Source organism: Nocardia sp. NPDC127606 (assembly GCF_042671725.1).
Classification (GTDB): domain Bacteria; phylum Actinomycetota; class Actinomycetes; order Mycobacteriales; family Mycobacteriaceae; genus Nocardia.
The window spans coordinates 219723-235038 of record NZ_JBHXWQ010000003.1 but is presented as its reverse complement, the minus strand read 5'-3'; the positions used below and the strand labels follow the sequence as shown (position 1 = coordinate 235038).

Here is a 15316-nt window from a genome sequence, read left to right as displayed (position 1 = left end):
GTGGCGCGTACATGCAGACTTCATCGGGGCCCTCGACACGGTCGTTAGGCGATTCAACGAAATCCTCACCCTAGGGTGCGACATCCACACCCATATACCTAGATCTGCTAGGTTATTACCTAGATCTTCTAGGTATAGGAGTGCGATGCGTATAGACAAAGACCTGGTGGCGGCCTCGGCGACGCCGCTGGTGCTCGGAATTCTGGCCGAAGGCGAGTCGTACGGCTACGCCATCCTCGAGCAGGTCAACCAGCTCTCCCGCGGGCGGATGCAGTGGACCGACGGGATGCTGTACCCGCTGCTACACCGGTTGGAACGGCTCGGACACGTGTCGTCGACGTGGCGCGTCTCCGAGGGCGGACGTCGACGCAAGCACTACCTGATCACCGATTCGGGCCGGGCGGCACTCGCCGAACGACAAGCCCAGTGGAGCGTGGTCGCCGAGGCGCTGGACCAGGTCTGGCGCAGCGCCACCCAGCCGGTGGAGAAGGGATGGGCGTGATGGCGACCGAGTTGCAGGCCCACATCGACCAGTGGCGCGGGTACGTCCAGCGTCATCGTGCGATTTCGGTCGCCGACATCGACGAGATGGAAGACCATCTGCGCGAACAGATCTCGAACCTGCGAACCGCGGGCTTGTCCGGCGACGAGGCCTTCCTCGTCGCCGTGAAACGGATGGGCAGCATGGACGCGATCTCCCGGGAGTTCGCGCTCGAGCATTCCGAAAGACTGTGGAAGCAGCTCGTTCTGGTGCCGGAGGAGTCCGAGGGCGGTGCGGGCAATCGAGAGCTGATGGTTGTTCTCGCACTCGCCGTAGGTGCGGCGTTCACGATGAAGGCGGGCTTCACCTGGCTGGAGGGCCCCGCGTTGGGTCTCGACATCAGCCTGCTCGTCTTGCCGTTCCTCGCAGGATATTTCGCGTGGAAGCGCCAGGTTTCCGCGCGAGTGGCCGCCGTGCTGCTCGTGCCCGTCGTGCTCACCGCACTCGTGCTGAACCTGTATCCGTTCGAGCCCGAAGGGGCGACCGAGATCATCGCCGCGATCCACGCGCCGATCCTGCTGTGGCTGGTGGTCGGCTTCGCCTACGCGGGCGGTGACTGGCGCAGCGGGCGGCGGCGGATGGACTTCATCCGGTTCACCGGGGAGTGGTTCGTCTACCTGACCTTGCTGGCGCTCGGCGGCGGCGTGCTGATCGGCCTGACGGTCGGCGCGTTCGGGACCCTCGATTTCGACATCGAGCCGGTGATCGAGGACTGGGTGCTGCCCTTCGGCGCCGCGGGCGCGGTGATCGTCGCCGCGTGGCTGGTCGAAGCCAAACAGAATGTCGTGGAGAACATCGCCCCGGTGCTCACCCGGGTCTTCACCCCGCTCACCATCGTCATGCTGTTCGCGCTGCTCGTCGCCCTCGCGACCACCCGCAGCCTGACCGCGATCGACCGCGATCTGCTCATCCTGATGGACCTGATCCTCGTCCTGGTCCTCGGCCTGCTCCTCTACACGATCTCCGCCCGCGATCCACTGACCCCACCCGGCTTCTTCGACCGCCTGCAGCTGGTGCTGGTGGTCACCGCGCTGGTCGTCGACGTGCTGATGCTGGCCGCCATGCTCACCCGGATCGCCGAGTTCGGCTCCACCCCGAACAAGGTGGTCGCGCTCGGACTGAACGTGGTGCTGCTGGTGAACCTCGTGTGGTCGGGCCACCTCGGGCTCGGCTTCGTGCGCGGCAGGAAGACCTTCGCCGCGCTCGAGCGCTGGCAGACCGACTACCTGCCCGTATTCGGCGTGTGGGCGGCCGCCGTGATCGTCGTCATCCCGCCGTCGTTCGACTTCCGATGATCTGCGCACACGGGGAAAATCGCTGGCGGTCCGTGACAGGATCATCAAGTGCTCTTGACGATCTCCACGACTCACACGCCGGCGACAGACCTCGGATACCTCGTGGTCAAACATCCCGACCGCGTGCAGTCGTTCACGACCACCGGCGGCACGGCACACGTCTTCTATCCACAGGCCGATGCCGACCGCTGCACCGTCGCCCTGCTGCTGGAGGTCGACCCGGTGGAGTTGGCGCGACCGTCCAAGGGGCACAACGGGTCCGCGCTCAAACGCTATGTGAACGACCGTCCGTATGTGGCGTCGAGCCTGCTGTCGGTGGCGCTGGGCAAGGTGTTCCGGTCGGCACTGAACGGCACGAGCCGGGACCGTAAAGAGCTGGCGGAGACGGCGATTCCGTTGGAGATCGAAGTTCCGGCCGTGCCGTGCCGTGGTGGGACCGAGATCGTCGAGAGGCTGTTCGCGCCGCTGGGCTGGACGGTGTCGACCACGTCGGCGCTCCTCGATCCGGAGTTCCCGGACTGGGGACCCTCGCCCTACACCCACCTGCGCTTGACCGGGACGCTGCGGCTGGCAGAGGCCCTGAACCACCTCTACGTGCTGTTGCCGGTGCTCGACGACGCCAAGCACTACTGGGTGGACGCCGACGAGGTCGACAAGCTGTTGCGCGCGGGCGAGGGCTGGCTCGGCGCCCACCCCGATCGCGAACTGATCGCACGACGCTATCTGGCCGGACGGCGAACACTCATGTTGTCCGCGCTGGAACGCCTGCGCTCGGCGGACGAGGTGGTCGACGATACCGAAATCCCCGGGGATGCGATCGAACGCGTCGAAGCCGCCGAGCGCCGCACACCCTTGGTGAAGCTCCGCAAGGAGGCGGTCCTCGCCGCGCTCGCCGAGACCGGAGCATCACGCGTCCTCGATCTCGGTTGTGGTCCGGGCGCTTTGCTGCTCGCGCTGCAAGCCGAGGCCCGGTTCACCGAGATCGTCGGTGCCGATGTCTCCAGCGCCGCGCTGTCCATGGCGGAGCGGCGCTTGAAGTTCGATCGGATGTCGGATCGGCAGCGGGCCAGGATCACGCTGATCCAGTCGGCGCTGACCTACCACGACAACCGGCTGCGCGGTTTCGACGCGGCGGTGCTCATGGAGGTGATCGAACACGTCGACGAGTCCCGGTTGCCCGCGCTCGAACGCGCCGTCTTCGGGCATGCCGCGCCCGGCGCGGTGATTGTGACGACGCCGAACGTGGAATACAACGTGCACTACGAGACCCTCGACGGTCACCGCCACGACGATCACCGATTCGAGTGGACCCGTGCGGAATTCGCCGCCTGGTGCGCCCGCGTCGCCGAGACCTTCGGCTACACCGTCGATATCCGCCCGGTCGGCGACCACGACCCGCAGACCGGCTCCCCCACCCAGCTCGCGCTGTTCCGGAAGGCCGCGTAAATGAACATCGACCTCCCCGAGCTGTCGCTCATCGCCCTGGTCGGCATCTCCGGTTCCGGCAAATCCACCTTCGCCCGTGAGCACTTCAAGCCCACCGAGGTGCTGTCGTCGGACTTCTTCCGCGGCATGGTGGCCGACGACGAGAACGATCAGTCCGCGACGAAGGACGCCTTCGACGCGCTCGGCCACATCGCCGGGATCCGGCTGCGCGCCGGTCGACGCGTCGTCATCGACGCCACCAATGTGCAGAAGCACGCGCGGGCCGAATTGGTCGCGCTGGCACGGTCTTTCGATGTGCTGCCGGTCGCGATCGTCATCGATACGCCCGAAGCTGTGGCGTGGGAACGTACTCAGGGCCGCACCGATCGCGACTTCGGGCGCAACGTGCTGAAGCGGCAGAGTCAGGACCTGCGGCGTTCCCTACGCGAGCTCGGTCGCGAGGGTTTTCGCAAGGTGCACGTCGTCAGTGATCCGGCCGAGGTGACGATCACCTACGAGAAGGCGTGGAACGACCGGCGTGAGCTCACGGGGCCGTTCGACATCATCGGCGATGTGCACGGCTGCCGGGCCGAATTGGAAACGCTGCTGGGCGAACTCGGGTGGACGCTGGTTCGCGACGAGGCCGGACGTGCTGTCGATGCCACCCACCCGGAGGGACGTCAGGCGGTCTTCGTCGGCGACCTCGTCGACCGCGGGCCCGATTCACCGGGCGTGCTGCGGTTGGTGATGGGCATGACCGCGAGCGGAAACGCGCTGTGCGTGCCGGGCAATCACGAGCAGAAGCTGCTCAAGAAGTTGCGGGGCAAGAACGTCACGGTGTCCCACGGCCTCGCCGAGACGCTCGAGCAATTGGACAGCGAGACACCGGAGTTCATCGAGTCCGCGACGCAGTGGATCCACGACCTCGTGAGTCACCTGCGGCTGGACGGTGGGCGGCTGGTGGTCGCGCACGCCGGACTCAAAGAGGCATACCACGGACGCGCGTCCGGGCGCGTTCGCGACTTCTGTCTCTACGGCGAATCCACCGGCGAGACAGACGAATACGGCTTGCCGGTGCGCTATCCGTGGGCGCGGGACTATCGCGGTGCGGCAATGGTCGTCTACGGGCACGTACCGACGCCGAAGGTGGAATGGATCAACAACACCGTGTGCCTCGACACGGGCGCGGTGTTCGGCGGCGAGCTGACGGCGCTGCGCTACCCCGAGAAGACATTCGTCGCGGTGCAGGCCGAGCGGATGTATTACGAGCCGATCCGGCCGCTCGCCGATGCCGAATCCGCGCGCGACAACGAGACGCTCGACCTCGCCGATGTCACCGGGCGCAGGCACATCCGCACCGAGCACGGCACGGTGATCGTCGATGCCGAGAACTCGGCGGCCGCGCTGGAGGTGATGAGCCGGTTCGCGATCGATCCTCGGCTGTTGCTGTGGTTGCCGCCGACCATGTCCCCGCCCTCGACATCGACGGTCGAGGGGTATCTCGAATATCCCACCGAGGCGTTCGCCGACTATCGCGCGGCGGGCGTGGACAAGGTGGTGTGCGAGGAGAAGCACATGGGGTCGCGGGCCGTGGTGCTCGTGTGCCGTGACCGGGCAGCGGCTCGTTTCGGAGTCGGCGACAGATGCTCCGGTGCGATCTACACCCGCACCGGCCGGTCGTTCTTCAACGATCCGACCCTCACCGAGGCCCTCCTGGACCGCGTCCGTGCCGCGGCCGCACCGCTTTTCGACGAACTCGACTCGGAGTGGCTGCTCCTGGACTGCGAACTGCTGCCCTGGTCCGCCAAGGCCGCCGGGCTGATCCGCACCCAGTACGCGGCCGCGGGCGCCGCCGCACGGTCGGCGCTGCCCGCCGCGGTCGCGGCACTCGACGCCGGACTGGCCCGTGGACTCGACCTCGGCGAACTGCGTGCCCGCACCGCCGCCCGCGCCGAGAACGCGGCCGGTTTCACCCACGCCTACCGCCGATACTGCTGGCCGACAACAGGACTCGACGGCGTCCAGATCGCCCCGTTCGCCCTCCTCGCCTCCGAAGGCGCCTGCTACGCCGACCGCGACCACGGCTGGCACCTCGACATCAGCGACCGCTTGGTCGCGGCCGACCCCGTGACCTTCCGCCCTACCGGCCGCCGAATCGTCGACCTGTCCGACCCTGCCGCCGAAGCCGAAGCCACCACCTGGTGGCTCGAGATGACCGCGGCAGGTGGTGAAGGCATGGTCATCAAGCCCTATGCCGGCCTCACCCACCGCGGCAAAGGCAAACTCGTCCAGCCCGGCATCAAATGCCGAGGCCGCGAATACCTCCGCATCATCTACGGCCCCGACTACACCACCCCGGAACACCTCACCCGTCTGCGCGACCGCACCCTCAGCCGCAAACGCACCCTCGCCCTCCGCGAACACACGCTCGGCCTGGCCGCCCTGGACGCCGTCGCCGCGGGCGAACCGCTGTGGCGCGTCCACGAATTGGTCTTCGCCATCCTGGCCATGGAATCCGTACCGACCGACCCTCGCCTCTGAACCTTTTCGGCGTCCAATAGTGTCGTCTCCGGTATTCGCACCGTGTGGCTCGCCAGAACTGTTGAGAGAATAGAGAATTGACCCAGCTCGCCCCGTTTCCGTTGCCCTTTCGTGCCGCTCATCTGGTGGCTGTCGCACCGGTCAGAACGGTGCGCGAGCTGGAGATGATGCGATTGAGCGCCGCTGTTCGGGAGAAATCACAGTGGCATCAGAAGATGCTGGACTCCGACATCGTCGCCCGATGGACCCGGGAAGCCGCCGAGTCCGGAATGACGGAAGCGCAAATCCGCTATGTGCTCGATGAACTCGCGTACTACGCCGGATTGCGCGACGAGGAGACCGGAATCGAGGTGTCCACTGTCGATGGCGTGTGGCAATCGGACACCCTGATCGACGACGCGCTACGGGCTCGCCTGCGCGCGGCGGCTCGGGCGTACGAGGATGTTCCAGCGGCAGAACACGATTGGCATCCCGGGTCGAACGGTCAGGTACGCAATCTCGTCCATCCCTCGCTGTACTGCCTGGTCCGCGGCGTCAGCCGGCCCGATGACGCACCATGGCCCAGCCCAGCGAACAACGATGCCAGGTACGCGTACTCGCAGAAGTTTCAATGGCTGCCCACCGATGTCGACGTCACCGACGCCGGCGACGTCGCCTTCCGTTCTTATGTCAACAACGTCGACCCGGCTCGCCATCACGCACTCGAATCCGTCTTGCCGGAACTGTTCGCCCGCATGCTCCCGCTGCTGGCCAATGTGCTGACCGACCTGCGCCGTCCACGACCGGTGCGGATAGAGGTCAACCCCTTCGCCTGGTACGAAGACTCCGAACCCACCGAGCCGACCGATGAGAGCGACGAAGCGCAGGAAGCCTTCGACGCCGCCTGGGACGAATGGTGGGAAAACCGCCGACCGACCATCCCCGACGCTCCCGCTTTTCAGCCGCCCACACCTGTCGACGACAGCGATCGCGTCGACCTCACCGGGCGCAGGTTGCAGGTCATCGTGAAACTCGCCACCATTTACCTCACACCCGAGAAGCCGGAATATCCGGGCGGTTCGTGGCATGTCGAAGCAATGCTCAACGAACGCATCGTCGCCACCGGAATCTACTACTGGGACAACGAGAACATCACCGACAGCCGGCTCGGTTTCCGTGCGGCGATCGACGACCCGGAATACGACCAGAACGACGAAACCGGGATGCGCGAGGTCTTCGGTCTCGCCGACGAGGACGCACTCAACCAAGACCTGGGATCGGTCCAGGCCAAAGCTGGTCGCTGCGTGGCGTTCCCGAACATCCTCCAGCATCGCGTCGCACCGTTCCGGCTCCAGGACCCGACCCGAACCGGTCACCGCAAGATCCTGGCCTTCTTCCTGGTCGACCCTTCGATGACCATCGTCTCGACCTCCGACATCCCACCCCAACAACCCTGGTCCCCGACGTCGACGATGACAGCGGCACAGGCCGACGCCTTCCGCGCGGAACTGATGCGAGAGCGCAAGTTCTTCGTCGACGAACACAACAACGAGCTCTACGAGCGCGAATTCTCCCTCTGCGAGCATTGATCTCGATGCGCTGTACTTCCCGGTAGCGGGGCCCACCGACGTCCGCCACCTGACCGCCATTCCGGTGTGCCAGAACTGACGATCCCGGTTCACCACTCGTAGTACGACACCACCGCCGGCTGACCGGTATACCCGGGACCCGCGGTCGGGTCGGCGCCGAGGAAGGTGGCGGCGAAGGTCGGGCGGCCGTGTCCACGCACCTGGTGACGGCGGCGGTGGTAGGTCAGTCCTGCCGCGCGCACCGCGTCGACTACGGCGGTCGTCGCCGGGGAACCGTCCGGACAGCGGATTTCGGAGGGGTCGAAGTCGGCGGCGAAGTGGCCGGAGGGCGTCATCCAGGATGTCATCGACTCGATCAGCGCTAGTTTGTCGCCGATGTAGTGCAGGCCGTGGACGCAGGTGACGAGGTCGGCCTCGCGTGGTGGACGCCACGCTGTCGCCGAGGTGGTGAGCAGGCGCAGGCGTGGGGTGCGGGGTTTGTTCAGGAAGAAGTCGACGAGGTCGAGGCCGATGATGGCCACGTCGGCGGTCGGGAATTCTCGGTCGAATCGTTCCTCTGCTTCGAGCAGGGCGCGGCCGGAGCCGCAGCAGACGTCGATCCAGGTGACCCTGGCAGTGGGATCGGCGCGCAAGCGCTCGGCGAGTACCTCGTAGGGGTCGAATCCGAGTTCGCGGGCATAGCTGTTCACCCCGGACAGTCCTCGGCCGCGGTTCATCGCGTTGTTCGCGACTACCGAGGACTGTTCCAGCGTCAGATCGTCGAGCAGGACGGGATCTGTTGGCACCACACAATTATCCCTGCCGCGCAGGTCACGCGATACTTCAGCGACGCCAGAAGAAGTGGTGGACGACTCCGCTGGGGCTGAGGACCTGCTCGTGGTGGAAGCGGTCGTCGTATTCGTCGGGGCTTTCCCACAGTCGTTCGCCCGCACCGATTTCCACCGGTGCGACAACGATGTGCATCGCGTCGATGAGGTCGGCGGCGAGGAATTCGCGGACTGTGGCGACGCCGCCGCCGATGCGTACATCCTTGCCGTCGGCGGCGTCCAGAGCCTGGGCGAGCGCGTCCTTCGGGGTGGCGTCGATGAAGTGGAAAGTGGTGTCGGCCAGGGTGAACGACGGGCGCTCGTGGTGGGTGAGAACGAAGACCGGAGTGCGGAACGGCGGGTTGTCGCCCCACCAACCCTGCCAGTCGTAGTTCTCCCACGGTCCGCGCTGTGGACCGAACTTGTTGCGGCCCATGATTTCCGCGCCGATGTTGAAGGCGTAGTCGCGGGTGATGTAGTCGTCGAGGCCGTAGGTGCCGCCGGGATCGGTGCGGTTGGGCCAGTGCGCGGTGGCGCCGGCCCAGAACATGAAGTCAGAGGGGTCGGCGTGACCGAAGGGGCGTGCCAGACTCTGCCCCTCCCCCGCTCCGTACCCGTCGCTGGAAATGCTGAAGTTCTGAACGCGGACCATCTGAGCCATCGAGGTGCCCTTTCTGATTGCAATGTGCAAGCAGTGATGAACGTATCCTAGACTGATCCTATGTCGCAACCAGTTGCCCAGGAGAAATTGCCGGTGCCGCCCGGCAAGTCGGGCTGCCCCATCAACCTGACGGTCGAGCTCCTCGGCGACCGCTGGAGCCTGATCATCCTGCGCGACATCATGTTCGGCGGGCACACGCACTTCCGGGAACTACTCACCGGATCCATCGAGGGCATCGCCTCGAACATCCTGGCCGCGCGGCTCGCCAAACTCGTCGCCGCGGGTCTGCTTACTCGCGACGACGACCCCAGTCACCGGCAGAAGGTCGAATACCACCTCACCGAGGCCGCGGTTCAGCTCGTTCCGGTGCTGGCCGCACTGGGCGCGTGGGGCGCGCGATGGTTGCACACGGCGCCCGAACTGACGGTGCGCGCGGAGTTACTCGCCGAAGGCGGGCCCCCGATGTGGGAGCGATTCATGGATGAACTGCGCGCCACCCATCTCCATGGCGCGCCGCTCCCCGACGACGGGGTGCTCGCAGAACTCACCGCCGCCTACCTCGCGGCGGCCGGCGAGTAAGCGTCAGCGGGCCGCCTGGCGGCCGACTTCGTTCAGGTGAGCCATCGCCTGGCGGTACGACTCGAACAAGCCGGTCTCGCAGTAGGGAACGTCGATCTCGGCGCAGAACTGGGCGACCATCGGCTGAGCGTGGCGCAGGTTGGCGCGCGGCATCGACGGGAACAGGTGGTGCTCGATCTGATAGTTCAGCCCACCCATCGCGGTGTCGACGAGGAAGCTGCCGCGCACATTGCGCGAGGTGAGCACCTGGCGACGCAGGAAGTCGGTGTTGTCGCCATCCGGCAGAACTTCCATGCCCTTGTGGTTGGGCGCGAAGGTGGAGCCCATGTACAAACCGAACAGACCCTGCTGAACGGCGATGAACACCAACGCCTTACCCGGCGACAACACCAGAAACGCCGCCGAGAGCAAGCCGATGAAGTGGGCGGCCAGCAGCGCACCCTCCCAGACCCGGTTCGGGATCGGCCAGCGGAACACCGCGACGATGCTCTTCCAGTGCAGGCTGCCGCCTTCCAGCAGCAGCAGCGGGAAGAACAGCCACGCCTGGTAGCGGAAAATGAAGCGCCGCCAACCCTTTCCGGCCCGCGCACGGTCACCGGAGAACGCGAGCACACCCATCGCGTCCGGGTCCATACCCTCGGTATTGGGGTGGGCGTGATGCCGGTTGTGGTTACTCGTCCACCACCCGATGCTCAGCCCGATGGCGAGATTGCCCGCGATCAGCCCGTACAGGTAGTTGGCCCGACGCCCGGCGAAGATCTGCTTGTGCCCGGCATCGTGGCCGAGGAACGCGATCTGCGAGAACACCGCGGCCAGGAACACCCCCACCGCCAGCGTCCACCACGAGTCACCGATGGCGAAAAACGCCGCCCAACCAGCCACGAAGGCCACCGCGGTCAGCGCGCTCTTCCACCCGTAATACCCCACTTGCCGGTCGAGCAGGTCCGCCGCCCGGACGCGACGCAACAGGACCGAGTACTCACTGCCACGCACGGGGACGACATCAGACGCGATAACCACGCCACAAGCATGGCGCATGCAGGCCACGTCCGGGTGAACGGGTTGCAGATCGGCGACGACTAGCCGTGCCGCCGCACCGCCGCCCACCCGAATCCGGTCGTCGTCCTGCTACACGGACACCATCACCTGGCGGACCATGTCGCCGGTCCTCGCGCCATCGCACCCGAGATCCGCGTTACCGCGATCGTCACTCGATACGACCGGATCGCCATTCATGCCTACTCTTGACGGTGAGCGACCACCCACGCCGCGACCTGCGCGCGAGTCGCGCAGTGCAGTTTGCTCAGGATGTGCTCGACGTGCCCCGCCGCAGTGCGCTGGGAGATGACGAGTTTCTCCGCGATGGCCCGGTTGGTCAGGCCCTGCGCGATGAGTTCGGCTATCTGCTTCTCGCGGCGGGTGAGTACGCCCACCGCGGCAGGAACCTCCACCGCCGCGGACGGATCCTCCTCGAGGGCGTAGGCGAGCGCCGAGTCGATGTCGAGATCGTGGCCCTGGCGCATCGCCGCCTCGAAGGCGCGCGGGCCGAGCGCGCGAGTGGCGTCCTGCTGTGCCTGGGTGTGGTGGCCGAACATCTCGAGAATACTGACCGCCTGACTGCCCACGGATTCTCCGACCGCCATGGCTGCCCCGACGAGCACAGCAGCCCGCTGCGCCCGGCGCTGCACAGCCGCGACAAAGGCCAGGGTTGCCAGACAGCTCGCGACACCCGGCCAATCCTCGATCATCCGGGAAACCCGAAGACTCTCCTTGACCAGCACCGATCCGCGCTCTAGGTCACCGCGCTCGACCGTGGCAAAGGCGAGCTGTGCGACCGCGTAGGACCGGTAGACCGACTCGCCGTGCGCTGTGGTGAGTGCCAGCGCTTGCTCGTTGCAAGCCGTGGCGAGGTCCGTTTCCTGCAGCAGACCGCACGCGACGCCGAGGCCGAGCAAGCTCGACACCTGATGCAAAACATCACCGGACGCCTCGAACACCGGTACCGCCCGCGCGAGCCGTGTCCTCGCACCGGTGAGATCGCCGGAGAACAACGACAGCAAGCCATGTGCGCCGTCGACATACGCGCACAACAACTCGTCATCGCTGCCGTCGGCCAACGAACGCGCCTGTTCGATTCGCTCGGACCCGGACTGAATGTCTGTCTGCATCGCGGCCAGCACTGTGTCCGCGCACAGTGCCGCGATGTGCGCCAACGTTGCCCCGCTCGTTCTCTCCAACACGCGACCGAGCCAATATCGGGCCTCGCTGACCCGCTGCCGCGCGACCCAGAACTCGTAGAGGGCAACGGCAATCCGTTCGGCCGATTCCGCCTCGTCGGGCTCGGCCAGGCAGAACTCCATCGCCTCACGCAGATTGGGCTGTTCCCGGTGTAGCTGCTCGATCCATTCCAGCTGCTTCGGCCCGGCCCATTCGGTGTACGCCCGCAACGCCAGGCGTTCGAACCAGTCCCGGTGGCGGCGCTGCAATTCCTTCTCGTCACCGCTACTGCGCAACCGTTCCCGGCCGTACTCGCGCAGCGTTTCGAGCGTCCGGTACCGGACGCCGCCGTCACCGCGGGTCTCACGGATCAGGACCGACTTGTCCACCAGCGAGCCCACCAGGTCGAGTACATCGCCGGGATCGAGTCCGGCACCGCAGATCGCCTCTGCGGCATCCAATTCGAAGCCGCCCGCGAACACCGTCACCCGCGCCCACAGCTCTCGCTCACGGTCGGTCAGCAGGTCGTAGCTCCAATCGACGCACTGGCGCAGCGTCTGTTGACGGGTCGGCGTCGCGCGACCGCCACCGGTGAGCAGTCGATATCGGTCGGTGAGCCGTTGCAGGATCTGCTCCGGTGACATCGACCGCAGCCGGGCCGCGGTCAACTCGATGGGCAGTGGCAGGCCCTCGAGTCGTCGGCATATGCGTGCGACGGTGATCTTGCTGTCTTCGGTCAGCTCGAATCCGGGGACGGCCGAGCGCGCGCGGTCGACGAACAGTGCGACCGCGTCACACCGCAACGTCGCGCGCAAGCTCGGCGACCCCTCCGCCCCGGGAACCGACAGCGGCGGCACCGGGACCACCACCTCCCCACCGATGCCGACCGGCTCCCGGCTGGTCGCGAGGATATGCAAGCGCAGCGCGGCACGCAGCAGCGATTCGGCCAGCGCGGCGATCGTGTCCACCAGGTGCTCGCAGTTGTCGAGCACCAGGAGCAGATGGCGCGTGGCGACGAAATCGACGAGCAACTCCTGCGGCGTCTGGGCCGTCCGCCCCACCAGTTTCAGTGCGGACACTGCGGCCCCTGCCACCAGGTCCGGCTCGCGAACCTTTTCGAACTCGACCAGCCAGACCCCGTCGTCGAACGCTCGGCGCACCTCCTCGGCCACCCGGATCGCCAACCGGGTCTTGCCTACCCCGCCGATACCGGTCAACGTCACCAGCCGCGCCTCGGACAACAACCGTCTGACCTCGACGATCTCGCGTCCTCGGCCGACGAATTGAGTCAATTCCGCGGGGAGATTTCCCAGCGCGCCCTGACTGGTTGGCGGCATCCGACATGCCTCGCATTCGATGGCGGAATGGTCCAGAACGTCAGGTTACGCCGTGTAGACCACCACAGAACCCGATCCATCCCCGGCACCATCACAGCACCGCCACCGCCCGGACGCCGGCTTCAGAAGTAGCCTGATTTCCGAAAAACGGGTATATCGACCGTCCCCGTGACGCCGTGTTCGGAGGACGCTGAAGTGACGGTCAGCACCATCTCCCGGAGGCCCGATGTACCCACCCGATCCAGTCGACAGCGATACGGCCGGCGAAAGCGACATGCAGCACGTGGAAGACACGTTGATGATTCGCCGGTGCACCTGCTGCTACACGCTGTTCGCGGCGGTGACTGTCGGCTGCTCGTCCTGCATCTCCGGCAGCCTCGAGTGGCTGCCGTCGGCGGGCGCCGGTTCGATCGTGTCCTGTCGGGTCGTGGATCGCGCCGCGACCGGAATGCGCGGCGTAAGACCGTTGACGATCGCCATTGTCGAGCTCGACGAGGGGCCGTGGGTCTACACATCCATCGAAGGCGGGCTCCCGCCGCTGCAAAACTGCCCGGTGCGTGTGCAATTTCAGTCGTGTTCGTGGGACGACAGGTTCCCGGTCTTCGCCGTGAGCGCCGGTCGGCAGATGTCCGACGGTCATCGCACGGCGGCCTGCCGTATCAGTGTCTGAGCGGAGGAACGGCCGGACCGCGGTGTACTGACCTGCGGCCACGGCTCGGAACAAGAACGTGACGCATTCACCGGAAATACAGGTCCGACTCAGGTGGTCGCGGAGCATCGCGTCAGTTCGCTACCGTCACGATGACGAGAGGAAGCCGCATGTCCGCTGAACAGTTCGTCGCGAACTTCATCGACTTCTGGGATCGACCGTCCGTCGATCGAATCCCCGAGATTCTGCATCCGGACGTGGTGCTGACCCAGCCGCTGTCCCCACCGATGCACGGCATCGCCGCGGCGCAACGAGAGTTCGCACAGATCTGGCGATTCCTCCCCGACCTCCGGGCGCACGTCGACCGATGGCGCGGCGACGACGACGTGGTCTTCATCGAGTTCCGGTTGCTGGCGCACGTAGGACGCCACCGCATCGAATGGCCGAACGTCGATCGCATGATCCTTCGCGACGACAAGGCGATCCAGCGAATGAACTACTTCGACCCCCTACCGGTGCTGCCCATCGTTCTGAAACACCCGTCACTGTGGCGGCGCTGGTGGGTATCGGGCGCGGCACGCCCCTGGCGGACCGGCCATCGGATCGACGACTACCGAACCATCACCGGAGGCGACCCGGCGACGGTGCTGGATTGAAGATCGAGCCGATATCGGCGTATCGTAGGTACATACCTACATTAGGAGGGGTTGCGATGTCCTCGATGAGCGCTCGGGAGTTCAACCAGGATGTCAGCGCTGCGAAACGGGCTGCGGCCGAAGGGCCTGTCGTGATCACAGATCGGGGCGAGGACGCTTTCGTGCTCTTGTCTATCGACGAGTACCGGCGACTGAAGGCCGACAGCCAGGACCTCGTTTCCCGGCTGAGCATGGACGACGAGATCGAGTTCGAACCGGCGCCGCTGCAGGTGGATCTGAGGGTCGCCGACCTGTGACTTTCCTCCTCGACACCAACGTCGTCAGCGAGTTGCGCAAGTCGCCACAGTCAGCAAACCCAGCGGTGCGCTCGTGGGTGGCACAACGACGGCCATCCGACTTGTTTCTGAGCGTCATCACGATCATGGAGGTCGAGGTCGGTATCCGCCGGATCGAACGGCGTGACTCAACCCAGGGCAGTCGGCTGCGCACCTGGCTCGAAGACGATCTGTTGTACGTGTTCGCGAACCGAATCCTGGCCCTCGACCTCGCCGTCAGTCGACGCGCAGCACGGTTACACGTCCCGGACCCACGGCCCGAGCGCGATGCGATGATCGCGGCAACGGCGGACGAGCACGGTATGACCGTAGTTACTCGCAACGTCAAAGACTTCGAGCCGATGGGTATACCTGTCATCAACCCTTGGAATCCCGCCTGACGGGCCAGTCCCCACCGCTTCGCCTTGTGATCGGAGTCGGGATCAAGATTGCGCTGCAACCGAATTAGATCGATTTAGATCGATGTGCGCCGTGAGTCCGGCGAACCGATCGCTACCCCACCTTCCCCAACTTCAGACACATAGGCGCCGTACATCTCCCCAATGCACACCCGTCGGTTGCAGGCCCACGAAACGAACAAAGGCCCGGCTGTAAAGCCGGACCTTTGTTGTGGGTGGAGCTAAGGGGACTCGAACCCCTGACCCCCACACTGCCAGTGTGGTGCGCTACCAGCTGCGCCATAGCCCCGTGTTCAGTTGTTTCAGCG

At 65.9% G+C, this 15316-nt stretch carries 14 protein-coding genes and 1 tRNA gene; 10 read left to right on the top strand and 5 right to left on the bottom strand.

Annotated features, from left to right (window positions below; genetic code table 11):
• The first annotated feature begins 145 nt into the window (after positions 1 to 145).
• The 5 genes from ACFVJ5_RS16765 (at position 146) to ACFVJ5_RS16745 (ending at position 7370) form a co-directional block, all read left to right on the top strand.
• Complete coding sequence (locus tag ACFVJ5_RS16765) at positions 146 to 502, top strand: PadR family transcriptional regulator (protein ID WP_378651747.1); 357 nt, start codon at positions 146 to 148, stop codon at positions 500 to 502.
• The gene (locus ACFVJ5_RS16760) at positions 493 to 1836 is read left to right on the top strand and encodes a permease prefix domain 1-containing protein (protein ID WP_379221011.1); all 1344 of its coding nucleotides are present in this window, start codon (positions 493 to 495) and stop codon (positions 1834 to 1836) included. Before ACFVJ5_RS16765 ends, ACFVJ5_RS16760 begins: the two co-directional genes overlap by 10 nt.
• Positions 1837 to 1884: 48 nt before the next feature.
• On the top strand, positions 1885 to 3282 hold the full coding sequence (locus tag ACFVJ5_RS16755) for a 3' terminal RNA ribose 2'-O-methyltransferase Hen1 (RefSeq protein WP_379221009.1): 1398 nt from the start codon (positions 1885 to 1887) through the stop codon (positions 3280 to 3282).
• Positions 3283 to 5802, top strand: coding sequence for a polynucleotide kinase-phosphatase (locus ACFVJ5_RS16750; protein ID WP_379221007.1), 2520 nt, complete (start codon positions 3283 to 3285; stop codon positions 5800 to 5802).
• A gap of 77 nt (positions 5803 to 5879) precedes the next feature.
• Positions 5880 to 7370, top strand: a complete 1491-nt coding sequence (locus ACFVJ5_RS16745; RefSeq protein ID WP_379221005.1) for a DUF4246 domain-containing protein — start codon at positions 5880 to 5882, stop codon at positions 7368 to 7370.
• A gap of 89 nt (positions 7371 to 7459) precedes the next feature.
• Here ACFVJ5_RS16745 and ACFVJ5_RS16740 read toward each other — a convergent pair whose 3' ends face one another.
• Positions 7460 to 8155 (bottom strand): class I SAM-dependent methyltransferase, encoded by a 696-nt coding sequence (locus tag ACFVJ5_RS16740; protein ID WP_379221003.1) that lies wholly within the window; start codon positions 8153 to 8155, stop codon positions 7460 to 7462.
• Positions 8156 to 8192: 37 nt separating this feature from the next.
• The gene (locus ACFVJ5_RS16735) at positions 8193 to 8837 is read right to left on the bottom strand and encodes a dihydrofolate reductase family protein (protein ID WP_379221001.1); all 645 of its coding nucleotides are present in this window, start codon (positions 8835 to 8837) and stop codon (positions 8193 to 8195) included.
• A 60-nt stretch (positions 8838 to 8897) separates the two neighbouring features.
• Here ACFVJ5_RS16735 and ACFVJ5_RS16730 point away from each other — a divergent pair, with 60 nt between their 5' ends.
• Complete coding sequence (locus tag ACFVJ5_RS16730; protein ID WP_379220999.1) at positions 8898 to 9416, top strand: winged helix-turn-helix transcriptional regulator; 519 nt, start codon at positions 8898 to 8900, stop codon at positions 9414 to 9416.
• Positions 9417 to 9419: 3 nt separating this feature from the next.
• Here ACFVJ5_RS16730 and ACFVJ5_RS16725 read toward each other — a convergent pair whose 3' ends face one another.
• Positions 9420 to 10436, bottom strand: coding sequence for a fatty acid desaturase family protein (locus ACFVJ5_RS16725; protein WP_379220997.1), 1017 nt, complete (start codon positions 10434 to 10436; stop codon positions 9420 to 9422).
• A gap of 218 nt (positions 10437 to 10654) precedes the next feature.
• The gene (locus tag ACFVJ5_RS16720; RefSeq protein WP_379220995.1) at positions 10655 to 12970 is read right to left on the bottom strand and encodes an ATP-binding protein; all 2316 of its coding nucleotides are present in this window, start codon (positions 12968 to 12970) and stop codon (positions 10655 to 10657) included.
• 274 nt (positions 12971 to 13244) lie between these two features.
• Between ACFVJ5_RS16720 and ACFVJ5_RS16715 the strand changes: the two genes are divergently transcribed.
• The 4 genes from ACFVJ5_RS16715 to ACFVJ5_RS16700 all read left to right on the top strand — a co-directional run bounded on the left by ACFVJ5_RS16715 (position 13245) and on the right by ACFVJ5_RS16700 (position 14990).
• Complete coding sequence (locus tag ACFVJ5_RS16715; protein ID WP_379220994.1) at positions 13245 to 13640, top strand: Zn-ribbon domain-containing OB-fold protein; 396 nt, start codon at positions 13245 to 13247, stop codon at positions 13638 to 13640.
• A 149-nt stretch (positions 13641 to 13789) separates the two neighbouring features.
• Positions 13790 to 14275, top strand: coding sequence for a nuclear transport factor 2 family protein (locus ACFVJ5_RS16710; protein WP_379220992.1), 486 nt, complete (start codon positions 13790 to 13792; stop codon positions 14273 to 14275).
• Positions 14272 to 14571, top strand: coding sequence for a type II toxin-antitoxin system Phd/YefM family antitoxin (locus ACFVJ5_RS16705; protein WP_379220990.1), 300 nt, complete (start codon positions 14272 to 14274; stop codon positions 14569 to 14571). The genes ACFVJ5_RS16710 and ACFVJ5_RS16705 overlap by 4 nt, the downstream gene beginning before the upstream one ends.
• The gene (locus ACFVJ5_RS16700; protein ID WP_379220988.1) at positions 14568 to 14990 is read left to right on the top strand and encodes a type II toxin-antitoxin system VapC family toxin; all 423 of its coding nucleotides are present in this window, start codon (positions 14568 to 14570) and stop codon (positions 14988 to 14990) included. Before ACFVJ5_RS16705 ends, ACFVJ5_RS16700 begins: the two co-directional genes overlap by 4 nt.
• Before the next feature lie 234 nt (positions 14991 to 15224).
• On the opposite strand, the gene ACFVJ5_RS16695 is transcribed toward ACFVJ5_RS16700, so the two are convergent.
• Positions 15225 to 15297 (bottom strand) — tRNA-Ala (locus tag ACFVJ5_RS16695).
• Between the last annotated feature and the right edge of the window lie 19 nt (positions 15298 to 15316).